The following is a 16,759-nucleotide window of genomic DNA, read 5'->3' on the forward strand; positions in this document are numbered from 1 at the left end:
TCGTGGTGGTGGTGGCGGGCTGAGCCGGTACCCGGGTCCGCACGGGCCGGCTGATCGGACCGGGCACTCGCCGGGCGGGACCCGGGGGCATAATGGCCGATACATCGGAGGTCTGGCGCGGAACAAGGGGAAGGAGGCCGCTCATGGCGGTCACCGACGAGGCGATCGAGAAGATCAAGGGCATGATCGTCTCGGGTGCGCTGCGCCCCGGCGACCGGCTGCCCCGGGAGAGCGAACTCGCCGCCGGGCTGGGCCTGTCGCGCAACTCGCTGCGCGAGGCGGTCCGCGCGCTGTCGCTGATCCGGATCCTGGACGTACGGCAGGGCGACGGCACGTATGTCACCAGCCTCGACCCGCAGCTCCTGCTGGAGGCGCTGAGCTTCGTCGTGGACTTCCACCGGGACGACACGGTGCTGGAGTTCCTGGCCGTCCGCAGGATCCTGGAGCCGGCCGCCACCGCGCTGGCCGCCACCCGGATCACCGGCCCCGAACTGGACGCGCTGGACGCGCGGCTCGACGCGCTCGGCGAGCGGCCCTCGGTGGAGCAACTGGTCGCCGCCGACCTGGAGTTCCACCGGAGCATCGTGCAGAGGTCGGGTAACTCCGTGCTGTGCTCGCTGCTCGACGGACTGTCGGGCCCGACCACCCGGGCGCGTGTCTGGCGCGGGCTCACCCAGGAGGACGCCGTGAGCCGCACCCTCCACGAACACCGGGCGATCCTGGGCGCGTTGCGCGACCGGGACGCCGAGGCCGCGCGCTCGTGGGCGACGGTGCACATCGCGAGCGTGGAGCAGTGGCTGCGCTCGACGCTGTGAGCGGGAGCCCGCCACGGACCGCCCCGGCCGCCCCGGCCCCTCCCCGGCCCCTCCCCCGGCCCCCGGCCTACGCCTGTGTCGCCGGGCGCAGCCGCAGTCCCTGCATACCGCCGTCCACCGCCAGCGCCGTCCCGGTGACGCTCGCGGCGGAGGGCCCGGCGAGATAGACGATGGCGGCGGCGACCTCCTCCGGGCGGACCAGCCGGCCCATCGGCTGACGGGCGTCGAGCGCGGCCCGCTCGGCGGCCGGGTCGTCGGCCAGGTCCAGCAGCCGGCCGATCCAGGGGGTGTCCGCCGTACCGGGGTTGACGCAGTTGACCCGGACCCCCTCGCGGACGTGGTCGCCGGCCATCGCCAGGGTCAGGGACAGCACGGCGCCCTTGGTCGCGCTGTACAGGGCGCGCTGCGGCAGCCCGGCGGTGGCCGCGACGGAGCAGGTGTTGGTGATCGAGGCGTCGTGCCCGTCCGCCGCGGCGCGCCGCAGATACGGCAGCGCCGCCCTGGAGGTGCGCACCATGCCGAGGACGTTGACGTCCAGGACCCGGTGCCATTCGTCGTCGGCGTTGTCCTCCACGGTGCCGACCGCGCCGATCCCGGCGTTGTTGACCAGGATGTGCAGCCGCCCGCCGAACTCCGCGGCCGCGGCGGCGACCGCGGCCCGCACGGTCTCGTCGGAGCTGACGTCGGCCTTGAGGCGCAGGGCCCCGGCCGGGGCGGAGGAGGGATCGCGGTCCAGGACGGCGACCCGGGCGCCGCGTGCCAGCAGCAGGGCCGCGGTGGCGGCGCCGATCCCGGAGGCGCCGCCGGTGACGAGGGCGCCGGTTCCTGTGAGGTCGGTCATCGGCGGGCCTCCAGCCGGGCCCGCCAGATCGGGCCCTCGGGGTAGCGGTGGTCGGCGACGGACTCCGCGTGCATGGCGGCGGAGAACCCGGGCGCGGCCGGGGCGCGGTAGCGGCCGCCGGTGACCACGGCCGGGTCGGTGAAGTGCTCGTGCAGATGGTCCACGTACTCGATCACCCGGTTCTCCCAGCTCCCGGACACCGCGACATAGTCGAACATCGCCAGATGCTGCACCAGCTCGCACAGTCCGACGCCGCCCGCGTGCGGGCAGACCGGCACCCCGAACCTGGCGGCGAGCAGCAGAATGGCGATGTTCTCGTTGACCCCCGCGACCCGGGCCGCGTCGATCTGCACGAAGTCCACCGCCCCGGCCTGGAGCAGCTGCTTGAACACCACCCGGTTCGCGACATGTTCGCCGGTGGCCACCTTCACCGGCTGCCCGGCGCGGATCGCGGCGTGCGCGAGGATGTCGTCGGGGCTGGTCGGCTCCTCGATCCAGTACGGGTCGTAGGGCGCGAGGGCGGTCATCCACTCGATGGCGGCGGCCACGTCCCAGCGCTGGTTGGCGTCGACCGCGATCCGGATGTCGGGGCCGACGGCCTCGCGGGCCAGCCGCATCCGGCGGATGTCGTCGTCGAGGCTGCCGCCGACCTTGAGCTTGATCTGGGTGAAGCCGTCCGCGACGGCCTTCTTCGCCAGCCCGGTCAGCTTGTCGTCGGTGTAGCCCAGCCAGCCGGGAGAGGTCGTGTACGCCGGATATCCCCGCTCGCGCAGCCGCGCCGCGCGCTCCGCCCGGCCCGGTTCGGCGGCGCGCAGGATCGCCACGGCCTCGTCGCGGGTCAGGGCGTCGCTCAGGTACCGGTAGTCGACCAGGTCGGCGATCTCCTCGGGGGACATCGAGGCCAGGAACTCCCACACCGGCTGCCCCGCCTCCTTGGCGGCCAGGTCCCAGGCCGCGTTGATGACGGCGCCGGCGGCCATGTGCATCACCCCCTTCTCCGGTCCCAGCCAGCGCAGTTGGGAGTCGTGGGTCAGCTCGCGGTACAGCCCGCCAAGATCACCCGTCACGCTGCCGACGGTCCGCCCCTGCACGTAGGGTCTCAGTGACCGGACGGCGGCGGCGACCACGTCGTTGCCCCTGCCGATCGTGAAGCACAGGCCGTGGCCCTCCAGTTGGCCGGGGGCGTCGGTGCGGAGCACGACATAGGCGGCGGAGTAGTCGGGGTCGGGATTCATGGCGTCGGAGCCGTCCAGCTGTTCCGAGGTGGGGAATCGGACGTCGATCACCTCGACCCCGGTGATGGTCGGACTCATATGTCACGCTCCGCTGGGGGATTCATCGGATGACTTGCTGGACATCCGATGTATAGACCGAACCCAAGGGCGAAGTCCAGGGTTTGGTGACGACGAGGGGAACAAGGATCGGATGTCTGACCGAGAATCGACGTCTCCACCGGGGCGATCCCGAGGGTGGCGGGCCGTCCGCCGGATGGTGCGGGAACGTTCCGCCCGGCGGGCGGGGCGGGACAGGGGCACCGCCCGCCCCGCCGTGCGATGGGCGCGGCGGGGCGCCCTCACGCTGGTACTGGTCGTACTCGTTCCGGTGGCGGCGGCCGGCACGGCCCTGCGCCTGGAGTACGCGGGCGATCCCGAGGGCGCGGGCCGCACCCGCGGCCGGGATGCCCTCTGGCTGGGCCACGCATGGGTGGACGGCCGCCGGGACGCGGCGGACCTCGCGGCGCTGGCGAAGCGCCTCGGGGGCACCGGGATCCGGGACCTGTACGTGCACACGGGGCCGCTGGAGCACGACGGGAGCCTGGACGCCGCGCTCTACCCGGAGGCCGGCCGGCTGGTCCGCGCGGCACACCGGGCGCTGCCGGGGGTACGGGTGCAGGCGTGGCTCGGCGACATCGTCTCGCACCAGGGGTCACCCGGCCTCCGTCCGGACCACGCGGCGACCCGCTCCGCTGTCGCGGCGAGCGCGCGGCAGGTCCTGGACGCGGGCTTCGACGGCGTCCACTTCGACCTGGAGCCGATGTACTCGGGCGACAGCGGCTTCCTGGCCCTCCTCGACGCCACCCACCGTATGACGGCCGCGCGCGGCGTCCCGCTGTCGGTGGCGACGCACCAGATCGAGCCGCTGCCCTCCCTGCACTCCGCCGTCCACAAGTACTGGTCGCAGCGGTACTTCGGCGAGGTCGCCCGGCGCGTCGACCAGGTCGCGGTGATGGCGTACGACAGCTGGATGCCGCTGGAAAGCCTGTTCGGCGGCTCCGTGGCGCACCAGACCGCCCTGGCCCTCGAAGCCGTCCCGGCCGGGACGGATCTGCTGATCGGCCTGCCCGCGTACCACACCCACACCAACGGCCATCACCCCTCCGCCGAGACCGTCGGCGCCGCCGTCCGCGGCGCCCGGCTGGGGCTGGGCCGGCACGACCCGGAGCGGAAACGTTTCGGCCTCGCCCTCTATATCGATTTCACCGCGACCGAGGAGGATTGGGCCGCATACCGCTCTTCGTGGGGCAAGACGTGACCGGACGCGTACGTGAGATGACGATGGGGATCATCCCCGTAGGAGGGCTGCGGCACCGGCCCCCGGAAGCCTTAGGCTGGTGCCGCACGCGGAAGCGGACCGAAATGACGAAGTTCGGCAGGTACGGCAGCCGGTGGGGGCGGCGAAGGTCCCCTCTCCGGCCGGAAGGAGGCGCTGGGTGATCGAGCTCGAGGGTGTGCCCGAGCTGATCGACCCGGTCATGGTGGCCGCGTTCGAGGGCTGGAATGACGCCGGGGACGCCGCCTCCACGGCGGTCGGGCACCTGGACCGGGAGTTCAAGGGTGAGGTGTTCGCGGCGCTGGACGCCGAGGACTACTACGACTTCCAGGTCAACCGGCCGACGGTCTGGCTGGACGGCGGCGTACGGAAGGTGACCTGGCCCACCACACGGCTGTCCGTGGTCCGCATCGAGACCCCCAAGCCGCGCGACCTGGTGCTGGTGCGCGGCATCGAGCCCAGCATGCGCTGGCGGTCGTTCTGCAACGAGATCCTGGGCTTCGCTCACGAGCTGGGCGTGGAGATGGTGGTCGTGATGGGCGCCCTGCTGGGCGACACCCCGCACACCCGCCCGGTCCCCGTCACCGGGGTGACCTCCGACCCGGACCTGGCCGCCGCCCTCAACCTGGAGGAATCCCGGTACGAGGGCCCGACCGGGATCGTCGGCATCCTCCAGGAGGCCTGCACGCACGCCGGCATCCCCGCCGTCAGCCTGTGGGCGGCCGTCCCGCACTATGTCTCCCAGCCGCCCAACCCCAAGGCGACCCTGGCCCTCCTCAACCGCCTGGAGGACCTGCTCGACCTGCGCATCCCGCTCGGCGAGCTGCCCGAGGACGCCCGCGCCTGGCAGGTCGGCGTCGACCAGCTGGCCGCCGAGGACACCGAGGTCGCCGAGTACGTCCAGAGCCTGGAGGAGGCCCGCGACACCGCCGAGCTGCCCGAGGCCTCCGGCGAGGCCATCGCCCGCGAGTTCGAGCGCTACCTGCGGCGCCGCGAACCCGGCTCCCCCGGCCACGCCACGCAGAGCGGTGAGCCGATGGACGGCCCCTATCTGCGGGACCGCCCGCAGCCGCCGCGCGAGACCAAACCGGACGACGACGAGCCCGACGAAGACCGGTAACACCACGGCGCCGCCGCCCCGGAAGGGGACGGCGGCGCCGTTGCGTGGGCCTGTCGGCCGGTGCCTCAGAGCGCGACGCCGAGCAGCGCGTCCACCGCCCGGGAGATCAGGCCGGGCGCACCGGTGTCCGTACCGCCCTCGCGTTCCTGCAGGGCCGCCCAGCGGTCCACGGCGGCCAGTGCGGAGGGCGCGTCGAGGTCGTCGGCCAGGGCCTGGCGGATCTCCTCCAGCACGCCGTCGGCCGGCGGCCCGTCGGGGCGGGAGACCGCCGCCCGCCAGCGGCCGAGCCGTTCGGCCGCGGCGGCGAGCACGCCGTCCGTCCACTCCCAGTTGTCCCGGTAGTGGTGGGCGAGCAGGGTGAGCCGTATGGCAGCAGGGTCGACCCCGCTGCCGCGCAGCCGGGACACGAAGACCAGGTTGCCCCGGGACTTGGACATCTTCTCGCCGTCGAGCGCGACCATCCCGGCGTGGACGTACGCCTTCGCCATCGGGAACTCGCCGGTCAGCACCTGGGCGTGGGAGGCGCCCATCTCGTGGTGCGGGAAGGCCAGGTCGGAGCCGCCGCCCTGGACGTCGAAGCCCATTCCCAGGTGGTCCAGCGCGATGGCCACGCACTCGATGTGCCAGCCGGGCCGCCCCGGGCCGAGGCTGCCGCCGTCCCAGCTCGGTTCGCCCTCGCGGGCCGCCAGCCACAGGATCGGGTCCAGCGGGTTCTTCTTCCCCGGGCGGTCCGGGTCGCCGCCGCGTTCGGCCGACAGCAGGCGCATCGCGGCGGCGTCCAGGTTGGACACCGTGCCGAAGTGCGGGTCCGACTCCACCGAGAAGTAGACGTCGCCCTCCAGCTCGTACGCCGCTCCGGCGTCCCGCAGCCGCTCGACCAGCGGGACGATCCCGGGAATGGCCTCGACGGCGCCGATGTAGTGGGCGGGGGGAAGCATCCGCAGGGCCGTCATGTCCTCGCGGAAGAGGTCCGTCTCGCGCTCCGCGAGCCCCGTCCAGTCCTCGCCGTCCCGCGCCGCCCGCTCCAGGAGCGGGTCGTCGATGTCCGTGACGTTCTGGACGTAGTGGACCTGGCGCTTCGTGTCGAGCCACACGCGCTGCACGAGGTCGAACGCGTTGTAGGTGGCCGCGTGCCCCATGTGGGTGGCGTCGTAGGGAGTGATCCCGCACACGTAGATGCGGGCGACCGGACCGGGCTCCAGGGTTACCGGGCCGCCGGTCGCGGTGTCGTAGAGGCTTAGGTCGCGTCCGCTGCCCGGAAGGGCGGGGACGTCGGAAGCGGGCCAGGCATGCATGTCATGAGATTAACCGGCTGCCTGACCAGCAAAACGACCGCGGCCACCGTGATGGGGGTGATACACGTCCTTGCGGCATCCTGCGAGCTGTGTATCAGCCGGTTCCGGCCGGTGGCGGTTTCGTCCTCGGACCTAGGGCGTGTTGCGAAAGTCCCGCCTGCTCCACGACGCCTGGCACGCACGCTCGCCGCGTTGTCGGGATCATCCAAGTACGTCCAGTACGAGGACGACCCTCCGCCTTGCGATCGCACGCACCAGACGCCGCGGAGCCCGCCCTGCGGGCGGACGGCGCTACTTTCGCAACACGCCCTAGATCGGCGGCCAGGGAATGGCGGGCCACGCCCCGCTCGGCACCGGGTGGCGGCCGGTGTCCAGGAGGGCGGCGACCCTCTCGCGCAGGGCCAGCAGCTCGGCGGGGGTGACCAGATCCGCCAGCCGGGCGGCGAGCGGACCGTCGGCCAGATCGTCGGCCAGCCCGGTGAGGACGGCGCGGGCCTCGTCGTCGAGGGGTTCGCCGGCCCAGCCCCACAGCAGGGTGCGCAGTTTCGGCTCGGTGTTGAAGGTCACGCCGTGGTCGATGGCGTAGAGGTGGCCGCCGGTCGTCGGAAGGAGGTGGCCGCCCTTGCGGTCGGCGTTGTTGATGACGGCGTCCAGCACGGCCAGGCGGCGCAGCCGCTGGTCGTCGGCGTGCACGAGCAGGGCGGTGCGGCCCTCGCCGACCTCGGCGAAGCCGACGGCCTTCCAGCCGGGGCCGGGCTCCTCGCCCTCCACCAGGGCGAGCAGGCCGTCCACGCCCAGGCCGCCCTCACCGTCGCCGTCGTTCCCGTTCTCGCCGTCGCCGTTCTCGCCGTTCTCGGCCGGGGTCTCTATCCACAGCTGGCACATGCCCTCGCCGTACGGCCCGTCGCGCAGCACGGTGGGCGGCACCAGCCCCCAGCCGGTCGCCTCGGAGACCAGATACGCGGCGACCTCACGCCGGGCGAGATTGCCGTCGGGGAAGTCCCACAGCGGCCGTTCGCCGGCCACGGGCTTGTAGACGCACGCCGACTGCCGGCCCTGGTACTCCACGGCGCAGTAGAGCACCGCGTTGGACGCGTCGCGCACCCGCCCGCGCACGGTGAGCTCGCCGTGCGTGAGCAGGTCGAGCTCCGCCGTCAGGCCGTCGCCGACCGCCGGTACCCGTTCTGACGCGGGCATACGTGTCCTTCCGGGTCCAGGGGCAGACTGCACAGCGGGCACGGCGGGCGCCCGGCGGAGACCACGTCCAGGGCGCGTTTGGCGAAGGACCGGGCCTGGGCGCCGGTGAGGCGGACCCGGAGCAGCGGGGGGCCGTTCTCGTCGTCCTGGAGGAGCAGTTCCTCGGCGGCTTCGAGGTCCTCCTCGTCACCGGGCTCCACCTCGACGAGCGCCTGGGCCTCCAGGATCATCCGCTCCTCGGCGCCGTCCCAGGCCAGGGCCATCGTGCCGACCCGGAACTCCTCCTCGACGGGGGCGTCCAGCGGGGCGGTGTCGGCCATCTCCGACGGGGCGACGGCGGGCACCGGGGCCGCGCCGCCGGTGCGGCGGACCACCTCGTCGAGCAGCTCGTCGATCCGTTCTGCCAGCGCCTCGACCTGGGTCTTCTCCAGGGCGACGCTGGTGGTCCGGCCGGCGGCGGTGGCTTGCAGGAAGAACGTGCGCTGGCCGGGCTGGCCGACCGTCCCGGCCACGAACCGGTCGGGTTTGTCGTAGAGGAACACCTGACGCGGCACTTCCCGCTCCGTTTCTGTCACTCGTGCAGGCTCACCACCCTACTGCGGAAGCTGATCACGAGTTGCCGGTGCCGCCGCCCACCACCGCGTCCCCCGGGGCCCCCGCTTCGGGCTTCTCACGCGGGGCCAGGGCACTGAGGTCGCCGGTGTCACCGAGCCGCAGCAGGAAGGGGCGTTGCGGGCCGTAGCTGATCGCGGTGACCGAGCAGGGGTCGACGGCGAGCCGCTGGAACAGGTCCAGGTGCATGCCCAGGGCGTCGGCGGCGATGGACTTGATGATGTCTCCGTGCGAGCAGAGCGCCCAGACCGCGTCCGGGCCGTGCTCCGCCTCGATCCGGTCGTTCCACTCCCGTACCGCGTCGACGGCCCGGGCCTGCATGGCCCGCACCGACTCGCCGCCCTCACCCGGGAAGACGGCGGCCGACGGATAGCGCTGGACGGTCGCCCACAGCGGTTCCCCGGCGAGCTCGGCGAGCTTGCGGCCGGTCCAGTCGCCGTAACGGCACTCGCCGATCCGGTCGTCGTTGTGCGCCTCCAGTCCCGGCCGGGTGTCCAGCAGCGGCTGCACGGTCTCGCGGCAGCGCTGCAACGGGCTGGTGACGACGGTGGCCAGCGGCACCACGGCGAGCCGGGCGGCCAGCGCGACCGCCTGGTCGCGGCCGATGTCGTCCAGGGCTACGCCGGGGCTCCAGCCGGCCAGCACGCCGTCGCTGTTGGCGGTGGACCGGCCATGGCGGACAAGGATCACGGTGGGCATGCCCACACCCTACGTGGGGTGCCGGTCCGGCATGGATCGCGGCGATCGCGGAAGGATAACCAGGGTGATCGTGGACTGTGCCATCTATCAGGACGGACGCCGCAGCGACGGCCCCAAAGACCTGTCCGACGCCCTCGACAAGGCGCGTGCCCTGGGCGACGCCTTTGTGTGGATCGGCCTGTACGAGCCCTCCGAGGAGGAGTTCGAGCTGGTCACCGCCGAGTTCGGGCTGCACCCGCTGGCGGTCGAGGACGCGCTCAAGGCCCACCAGCGGCCCAAACTGGAGGTCTACAAGGACTCGCTCTTCCTGGTCCTGAAGCCGGTGGACTACGACGACGCGCAGGACACCGTCGCGGCGGGCGAGCTGATGGTCTTCATCGGCGACTCCTTCGTGGTGACGGTCCGGCACGGCCACGGCATCGCGCCGGCCGACGTCCGCCACCGCATGGAGGCCGACCCGGAGGTGCTGCGGCACGGCCCCTCGGCGGTGATGTACGCGATCTGCGACTCGGTCGTCGACCACTACACCGAGGTCGGCAGCGAGCTGCAGACCGACCTGGAGGAACTGGAGACCGAGGTCTTCCAGCCCGACGCGTCGACGCCCTCCTCGTCCGGGCACAGCATGGCGAGCATCGCGAGCCGGATCTACAACTTCAAGCGCCAGGTCCTGGAGTTCAGGCGGGCGACCGGGCCGCTGGCCCTGCCGATGGACCGCCTCGCGGCCGGCTCCGTACCTTTCACCGAGCCCAGGACGCAGCCCTTCTTCCGCGATGTCGCCGACCATCTCACCCGGGTGAACGAGCAGGTGGAGGGCCTGGACCGGCTGATGTCGGACATCCTCCAGGCCCATCTGACGCAGGTGAGCGTCCGCCAGAACGACGACATGCGCAAGATCTCGGCCTGGGCGGCGATGGCCGCCGTCCCCACCATGATCGCGGGCATCTACGGCATGAACTTCGACCACATGCCCGAACTCCACTACATCTGGGGCTACCCGGCGGTCCTGACCGTCACCGCCGGGCTGGTCGTCGCCCTCTACCGCCAGTTCAAGCGCCGGGGCTGGCTCTGAGGGCCTGGATCGCCGCCTCCGCGGTGGGCGCCGGGCCGCCCAGGGCGTCGCGGCGGGCGGGCATGGACAGGGTGACCATGCGCCGCCAGCCGATCAGCCGCTCGTAGCCGTACACCGCGTGGATACCGGCCCGCAGGGCCAGCGCCTTCGGCCTGGGCCAGCGCAGGATGCGGCCCATGCCGTCCATGACGGCGAGGCTGACGTCGCGGTAGACGCGGATCTCGGTGAGCGCGCAGACGCGCAGCACGCGCTGGATGGTGCGGCCGTGGCCGCCGCGGGCCAGCCGCAGCAGTTCCTCGTGGCAGTAGGCGAGGTGGTTGTCCTCGTCGTGCGAGATCATCCGTACCGCCCTGCCGATGTCCGGGTGGTCGCCGAAGTACCGGGTGAGCAGCCGCATCTGCTCGGCCGCCCGCTGTTCGGTGACCCGGCTGTGGGAGAGGTACACGAGGATGTCGTGCTCGCTGAGCGGCTCCTCGCGGCGCAGCTGGTCGTGGGCGAGGCCGATACCGGCCCGCTCCAGCAGCATCGTGTAGTCGGTCCCGGGCGGTACGGGGACGGGCCGGAGGCCGCGCCGGTGCAGCAGGGCGTCGAAGATCCGGCCGTGCTTGTCCTCGTCGGCGCCGTGCCGGGCGACCTTGGGGACCAGGTCGCGCCGGTCGGCGGGAACGAGGGCGGCGATCCGGCCGTTCTCCCAGCCGCCCTGCGACTCACCGCTGGCGGCGATCGAGCAGAAGAGCCGGAACGAGTCGTCGTTGTCGAGGATCTCCTGGAAAAGGCTCTTGGCCGACAGCATCACTTACCTCCGCTTACCGCCCGGAAAAACCGACATACAGAGGAAAAGTCAAGCCTTGTCCCCGGAGGCGGGCAACAGCAATCACCCCGGGTGGGCCGTAACTCCTGGCGTTCAGGTGCGTTGTGTTTGGTGACGGCCGTGGCGGGGAAGACCCCCGAGCCCCCACCACGGCCGCAGAAAACACAGCGATTCGCAACCCGACGTGACTTGTCGTACCTCCTGGGTAAGGTGCAACAACGGGGTCGGGGGGTGCGACCCCCTCCAGGGGTTCGGGATCGCGAAGCAGGTGGACATGTTCAGCAAGGCCACGAGGAGCCGTCCTACGGCCAGCCGAATCGGCCCGGCGGGCTCGGACTGGTCGCCGTACGGGCGCCTCGACGACGCCGCACACGCCTATTTCCTGCATGCCGACGTCGCGCTGGACGCGATCTCCGGGGTGCTCGGGCGGCGCCGGATCCGCGGCTTCACCCTGGAGCGCGTCGTGGATCTCACCGAGGCGGGCACCTCGGTCTGGCAGGAGGCTGCCGTGTGCGACGGTCGGCGCCTCATCCTGTGGCACAGCGAGGAACTCGCCGACGACAGCGCCCCCGGCGGCACCGTGCTCGACTCCTCGGTCCAGGTGCTTCCGCTGGACGGCATCGGGCATGTCGGCATGCGGACCCTGGTCGGCCGGGACGACGAGGGCCGGCGGGTCGACCGGGGGGTCTTCGTGGTGCTGGCCACCGCCATGCCGCACGAACTGAGCGCCGTCCAGAGCGGTGACGCCGACGGCACCGTCGCCGCCGCCCGCTTCCGCCCCGAGGCGTTCCGGTTCAGCAAGTCCCTCGACGACGGCGGCGCCGGCCAGATAGAACGGCTCATCGCCTTCGGCCGGCTCCTGGGCCGGCTGGTGCCGGGCTAGGCCCGCGGCCCGGCAGCCGTGTGCCGGGCGGCTCTCGCCGCCCGGCACACGCTCAGGCTCTCCGGTCGCTCAGGCCAGACCCGCGAGCTCCAGCGCTCGCGTGCCGGCGCGCAGCGCGGCCATCCGCTCGTCGAGGGTGAAACCGGCCGGGCTGAGGCTCAGCGTCGTCACCCCCGCCTCGGCGTAGGCCCGCATACGGTCGGCGATGCGCTCGACGGGGCCCAGCAGGGTGGTGGAGTCGATCAGGTCGCGCGGCACCGCCGCCGCCGCGCCGTCCTTGTCACCGGCCAGGTACTTGTCCTGGATCTCGGTGGCCTCCTTCTCGTAGCCCATGCGGCGGGCGAGCTTGTTGTAGAAGTTCTGCTGCCGGCTGCCCATGCCGCCGACGTACAGCGCCGTGTAGGGACGGAAGAGGTCGGCCAGCGCGTCCACGTCGTCGCCCAGGGCGATCGGGACGGTCGGGCAGACGTCGAAGCCCTCCAGCGTCAGGCCGACCTTCTCGCGGCCCGCCCGGATCGGGGCGAGGGCCGTCTCCTCCAGGTGCTCGGCGGAGGGGAAGATCAGCAGCGCGCCGTCGGCGATCTCGCCGGTCTGCTCCAGGTTCTTGGGGCCGATCGCGGCGATGTAGAGCGGGATGTGCTCGCGCTCGGGGTGCACGGTGAGCTTGAGCGGCTTGCCGGGACCGCCGGGCAGCGGCAGGGTCCAGTGCTCGCCCTCGTACGACAGGCGCTCGCGCGTCATGGCCTTGCGGACGATCTCGACGTACTCGCGGGTCCGGGCCAGCGGCTTGTCGAACTTGACGCCGTACCAGCCCTCGGAGACCTGCGGGCCGGACACGCCGAGGCCGAGGCGGAACCGGCCGCCGGACAGCGAGTCCAGGGTGGCGGCGGTCATCGCGGTCATCGCGGGCGTACGGGCCGGGATCTGGAAGATCGCGGAGCCGATGTCGATCCGCTCGGTCTGGGCCGCGACCCAGGAGAGCACCGTCGGCGCGTCGGAGCCGTAGGCCTCGGCGGCCCAGCAGACCGCGTAACCGAGCCGGTCCGCCTCCTGCGCGACGGCGAGATTGTCCGAGTCCATCCCGGCGCCCCAGTAACCGAGGTTGATCCCGAGCCGCATACCGCTCCCCTTACCGATCAGTAACGTCGTTGTCCCCCGGACCTTATCGCCCCGGGCGCCGTCCGGCGGCTCCCCGTGCCTTGTCAGCTTCGTCACTGCACCCCGCCGACCGCCTCCGGCAAGTACTCTCACCGGTCATGGAGCAACGGCATCTCGGCCGCACCGGCCTGCGCGTTTCCCGGCTCGGACTCGGCACCCTCACCTGGGGGCGGGACACCGGAGAGCGCGACGCCGCGGATGTGCTGAAGACCTTCTGGGCGGCCGGCGGGACGCTCGTCGACACCGCGGACGTCTACTCCGACGGCGGCGCCGAATACCTCCTCGGCCGCCTCATGGAGGAGCTGGTGCCGCGCTCCGACCTGGTGATCGCCACCAAGGCCGGCAGCGTTCCCGACCCCGACCGCCGCTTCGACGGCTCGCGCGGTCATCTGCTGGCGGCGCTGGACGCCTCGCTGCAACGGCTCGGCACCGACCATGTCGACCTGTGGCAGGTGCACGCCTTCGACCCGCTGACGCCGCTGGACGAGACACTCCAGGCCCTCGACCTCGCCGTCAGCTCCGGCCGCGCCCGCTACGTCGGGGTCTCCAACTACTGCGGCTGGCAGCTCGCCAAGGCCGCGACCTGGCAGCGGGCGGTCCCGGGGCGCACCCCGCTGGCCAGTACGCAGATGGAGTACTCGCTGCTCCAGCGCGGCGTCGAGCGCGAGGTGCTGCCGGCCGCGCTGGACCTGGGCGTCGGGCTGCTGCCGTCCTCACCACTGGGCCGGGGCGTACTCACCGGCAAGTACCGCTCCGGCATCCCGCAGGACTCACGCGGCGGCTCGGAGGACATGGTGCCCTTCGTGGCCCCGTATCTGGACGAGCCGGCCGGCCGCATCGTGGACGCCCTGGCGACAGCCGCGGACGGGCTGGGCGCCACCCCGCTCCAGGTGGCCCTGGCCTGGATCCGGGACCGGCCGGGAGTCGCCGCGCCGATCGTCGGCGCGCGCAACGCGCAGCAGCTCACGGCGGCTCTGTCAGTGGAGGCCCTTAGTCTTCCGGATGAGATCTGTGAGGCGCTGGACGATGTGTCGGCGCCGCTGCACCGCTACCCGGACCACGACTGGAGCACGCTGTGACGACCGAGAACCAGGGCCAGGGCACCGGACTCTCGCCCGAGCTGCGGGACCTGGCCGCCGCGGTACGGGCCATCGAACGCGGCGAGCAGCCCGCCGCGCGGCCGGCGCCCGCGGCCCGGCCGACGGCTCCCGCACCGGCTCCCGCACCGGCCCCCGGGCAGGATCCCGGGGTGAATCCGCAGGCGGGTCCCGGGGCGGGTCCCGCAGCTGATTCCCGGCCCGCTTCCGGGGCCGCGCCGGCGGCCCGCCCGGTGATCCCCGCGTCCGAGGACGCCGTCGCCGACGCTCGGGCCGTGCTGGCGGCGGGCGGCGCCCCGCAGACCCTGGCCGAGGCGGCGGTCGCCGCGCTGGGCGAGCGGGCCGGTGCGGTGCTGCGCGAGGACCCCTGGCAGGTGCTGGCCGTGGCCGGCGTCCGGGTGGAGCAGGCGGACGGCTTCGCCGGGGCGCTGCTCGGCGGCGCCGGCGGCCCCGACGACGAGCGGCGGGTCCGGGCGCTGGTCGGCTGGCTGCTGGAACGGGCCGCCGAGCAGGGCCACACCGCGCTCGAAGCCTCCGTACTGCAGGCCGCGTTGGGCAAGCAGTCGGTGTCCGATCCCGAGGAGGCGCTGCGGGTGGCGGTCGCCGACGGCGGCGTCCTGGTCTTCCACGACACCGAGGGCGAGGTGGACGAGACGTCGGAGGTGCGGCTGCTGTTCGGCCTGGACCGGTACGCGCTCGCCGAGGAGAGCCTGGCCGACGGGCTGGGGCGGTTGCTGAACACCTTCGAGCCCGTCGGTCCGGACGAGGACGGACCCGGCTGGGAGGCCGCGGCCACGGCTGCGCCCTCGCCCTCGGCCGCGGCGCTGATCCGGGCCGCCGCCGCGAGCGGGCTGGTGGCGCACACCGGTGGCGAGGCGGCCCGCGCCGAGCCGCTGGCCCTGGTGGCGGCCGCCCGGTCGCTCGGGCTGCGGGCCTACGCGGCCACCCACGCCCCCGCGGCCGACGGCTCGGACTCACTGACCGTCGGCGCCCTGCTCACCGGCGCCGGCGGCCCCGGGCGGGACGAGGACGGCACGCTGGCGCTGGACGTACTGGCGGTGCTGGACGCGCCGCAGCTGGACGTGGAGACGGCGGCGACGCTGGTGGAGGCGGTGCCGGACGGGGCACGGCTGGTGCTGAGCGGGGATCCGGGCGTGCTGTGGTCGGCCGGGCCCGGGCGGGCCTTCGCGGATCTGCTGGCCGCCAGGAGCTGCCCCCAGGTGGCGTCCCGCACCCCGGACCCGGGGCCGATCGGCGAACTGGTGTCGGGCATCGGCATCGGCGAGCTGGAGCAGGTCGAGGCACCGGGCAAGGAGGTCGTGACGGTGCCGGTGCGGGACGCCGGCGAGGCCGTGCACCGCACCGTGCAGCTGGTCGCCGACTCGGTGCCGCGCGCCATCGGCATCCCCGCCGGCCAGACCCAGGTGATCACCCCGGGACACGGCGGCGCGGCCGGCACCCGGGTGCTCAACGCGGCCCTGAAGGAACGTCTCAACCCCGGCCCCGGCCGCTTCGGCGGCTTCGACCCCGGCGACCGGGTGCTCCATGTGCCGGCCCCCGGCCACGCGGTCGCGGGCACCGTGGTGACGGCCGGCCCGGACGGGCTCCACCTGGACTGCGGCGGTGCCCGCGTCGTCGTACCGCCGGACGCGGTGACGGCCGGCGCCGTACGGCACGGCTGGGCGGTGACCGCGCACCAGGCGGCCGGAATGCGCTGGCCGGCGGCGGTCGTGGTGCTGCCCGGGGACGCGGTGGGGGCGCTGACCCGGTCCTGGGTCTATACGGCGTTCAGCCGGGCGGAACGCCATCTGTCGGTGGTCCAGGGCGTGGACCAGGCGCTGGCCAGGGCGGTCTCCGAGCTGCCCGCCAAGGAACGGACGACCCGCCTGCGGGCGGTTCTGCGCGAGCAGGCGGGCACGTCGGCGACCTCGGAGTAGCGGAAACGGCGGGACGGCTGCGGTCTACCGGTCCGGGTCGAGGGCGTCCAGTTCGTCGTCGAAGACCGCGCTGACGTCGAAGCGGCAGATGACGAGCTGGGGATCGGCCTGGTCGAAGGGGGCGGTCAGCCACTCCCCCGCCTCGGCCGGCTCGGCGGCGGTGACCCACAGCGTGGAGTCGCCCTCGTCGAGGCCGAACTCCTTGTGCCGCTGCGCGATCTCATCGGGTTCGTACTCCCCGAAGAGCACGCCGACGGCGGCGTTGACGCTGTCGCCGGCCGGGTCGTCGTCGGCGCCGGCGACCCGTTCGGCCTGCGCGAACAGCCGCTGTGGCTCGGTCACGGTGTAGTCGCGCCGGATCAGGACGCTGATCGCGGCCGGGTTCTCCGGCCCCGCGTACTCGGGAAGGTTGTCGCCGGAGGGCACCTCGAAGGGTGTGACCTCGTCAAAGGCGTCGTAGAGCAGCTCGTCGTAGGCTTCGGCCGCCGTGGCGAGGGCGTCGAACGCGGCATAGACCGCGGGGTCGTCCTCCCCGCTGCGGCTCTCGATCGCTTCGAGGTGACGGTCCAGCGCGGACTTGACCGCCTCGGCGGCGGCACGTACCTCGTCAACGGTGGGCTGCGCGGCATCAGACATGCAGCAGACGCTATCCGTACCAGGGTGTTCCCCGCACAA

The 16,759-nt window shown here is 73.1% G+C and carries 16 protein-coding genes; 7 read left to right on the forward strand and 9 right to left on the reverse strand.

Annotation, left to right across the window (positions count from 1 at the left end):
* Window positions 1–143: 143 nt before the first annotated feature.
* Window positions 144–815: a FadR/GntR family transcriptional regulator gene (locus RWE79_RS08555; protein WP_475939415.1), complete on the forward strand. Its 672-nt coding sequence runs from the start codon at window positions 144–146 to the stop codon at window positions 813–815.
* A 67-nt stretch (window positions 816–882) separates the two neighbouring features.
* Here the strand turns inward: RWE79_RS08555 and RWE79_RS08560 are convergent, their stop codons facing one another.
* Complete coding sequence (locus RWE79_RS08560; RefSeq protein WP_475939416.1) at window positions 883–1,656, reverse strand: SDR family NAD(P)-dependent oxidoreductase; 774 nt, start codon at window positions 1,654–1,656, stop codon at window positions 883–885.
* On the reverse strand, window positions 1,653–2,969 hold the full coding sequence (locus tag RWE79_RS08565; RefSeq protein ID WP_475939417.1) for an L-fuconate dehydratase: 1,317 nt from the start codon (window positions 2,967–2,969) through the stop codon (window positions 1,653–1,655). The genes RWE79_RS08560 and RWE79_RS08565 overlap by 4 nt, the downstream gene beginning before the upstream one ends.
* Before the next feature lie 175 nt (window positions 2,970–3,144).
* Between RWE79_RS08565 and RWE79_RS08570 the strand changes: the two genes are divergently transcribed.
* Together RWE79_RS08570 and RWE79_RS08575 are read left to right on the forward strand one after the other, a co-directional pair.
* Window positions 3,145–4,188, forward strand: a complete 1,044-nt coding sequence (locus RWE79_RS08570) for a glycoside hydrolase family 18 protein (RefSeq protein ID WP_475939418.1) — start codon at window positions 3,145–3,147, stop codon at window positions 4,186–4,188.
* 178 nt (window positions 4,189–4,366) lie between these two features.
* The gene (locus tag RWE79_RS08575; RefSeq protein ID WP_475939419.1) at window positions 4,367–5,326 is read left to right on the forward strand and encodes a PAC2 family protein; all 960 of its coding nucleotides are present in this window, start codon (window positions 4,367–4,369) and stop codon (window positions 5,324–5,326) included.
* Between the two features lie 65 nt (window positions 5,327–5,391).
* Here RWE79_RS08575 and mshC read toward each other — a convergent pair whose 3' ends face one another.
* The 4 genes from mshC to RWE79_RS08595 all read right to left on the reverse strand — a co-directional run bounded on the left by mshC (window position 5,392) and on the right by RWE79_RS08595 (window position 9,129).
* Entirely contained in the window at window positions 5,392–6,621 is a 1,230-nt protein-coding gene (gene mshC, locus RWE79_RS08580; RefSeq protein WP_475939420.1) for a cysteine--1-D-myo-inosityl 2-amino-2-deoxy-alpha-D-glucopyranoside ligase, read from the reverse strand.
* 309 nt (window positions 6,622–6,930) lie between these two features.
* On the reverse strand, window positions 6,931–7,818 hold the full coding sequence (locus RWE79_RS08585) for an SCO1664 family protein (RefSeq protein WP_475939421.1): 888 nt from the start codon (window positions 7,816–7,818) through the stop codon (window positions 6,931–6,933).
* Window positions 7,776–8,372 (reverse strand): DUF3090 domain-containing protein, encoded by a 597-nt coding sequence (locus RWE79_RS08590; protein WP_475945685.1) that lies wholly within the window; start codon window positions 8,370–8,372, stop codon window positions 7,776–7,778. Before RWE79_RS08590 ends, RWE79_RS08585 begins: the two co-directional genes overlap by 43 nt.
* 55 nt (window positions 8,373–8,427) lie before the next feature.
* Window positions 8,428–9,129, reverse strand: a complete 702-nt coding sequence (locus RWE79_RS08595) for a histidine phosphatase family protein (RefSeq protein ID WP_475939422.1) — start codon at window positions 9,127–9,129, stop codon at window positions 8,428–8,430.
* Between the two features lie 64 nt (window positions 9,130–9,193).
* Here RWE79_RS08595 and RWE79_RS08600 point away from each other — a divergent pair, with 64 nt between their 5' ends.
* Window positions 9,194–10,198: a magnesium and cobalt transport protein CorA gene (locus tag RWE79_RS08600; protein WP_475939423.1), complete on the forward strand. Its 1,005-nt coding sequence runs from the start codon at window positions 9,194–9,196 to the stop codon at window positions 10,196–10,198.
* Here the strand turns inward: RWE79_RS08600 and RWE79_RS08605 are convergent.
* On the reverse strand, window positions 10,176–10,991 hold the full coding sequence (locus RWE79_RS08605) for a ferritin-like domain-containing protein (RefSeq protein ID WP_475939424.1): 816 nt from the start codon (window positions 10,989–10,991) through the stop codon (window positions 10,176–10,178). The genes RWE79_RS08600 and RWE79_RS08605 overlap by 23 nt on opposite strands.
* A 292-nt stretch (window positions 10,992–11,283) precedes the next feature.
* Between RWE79_RS08605 and RWE79_RS08610 the strand changes: the two genes are divergently transcribed.
* A complete protein-coding gene (locus tag RWE79_RS08610) occupies window positions 11,284–11,892 on the forward strand; it encodes a hypothetical protein (RefSeq protein WP_475939425.1) in 609 nt (202 codons plus the stop codon).
* 69 nt (window positions 11,893–11,961) lie between these two features.
* On the opposite strand, the gene RWE79_RS08615 is transcribed toward RWE79_RS08610, so the two are convergent.
* On the reverse strand, window positions 11,962–13,011 hold the full coding sequence (locus tag RWE79_RS08615; protein WP_475939426.1) for an LLM class F420-dependent oxidoreductase: 1,050 nt from the start codon (window positions 13,009–13,011) through the stop codon (window positions 11,962–11,964).
* A 137-nt stretch (window positions 13,012–13,148) separates the two neighbouring features.
* Between RWE79_RS08615 and RWE79_RS08620 the strand changes: the two genes are divergently transcribed.
* Window positions 13,149–14,129 (forward strand): aldo/keto reductase, encoded by a 981-nt coding sequence (locus tag RWE79_RS08620; protein WP_475939427.1) that lies wholly within the window; start codon window positions 13,149–13,151, stop codon window positions 14,127–14,129.
* Window positions 14,126–16,084 (forward strand): helix-hairpin-helix domain-containing protein, encoded by a 1,959-nt coding sequence (locus tag RWE79_RS08625; RefSeq protein ID WP_475939428.1) that lies wholly within the window; start codon window positions 14,126–14,128, stop codon window positions 16,082–16,084. The genes RWE79_RS08620 and RWE79_RS08625 overlap by 4 nt, the downstream gene beginning before the upstream one ends.
* Before the next feature lie 24 nt (window positions 16,085–16,108).
* On the opposite strand, the gene RWE79_RS08630 is transcribed toward RWE79_RS08625, so the two are convergent.
* Window positions 16,109–16,720, reverse strand: coding sequence for a hypothetical protein (locus RWE79_RS08630; RefSeq protein WP_475939429.1), 612 nt, complete (start codon window positions 16,718–16,720; stop codon window positions 16,109–16,111).
* Window positions 16,721–16,759 lie beyond the last annotated feature (39 nt).

It is taken from the genome of Streptomyces sp. RLA131, assembly GCF_056270125.1.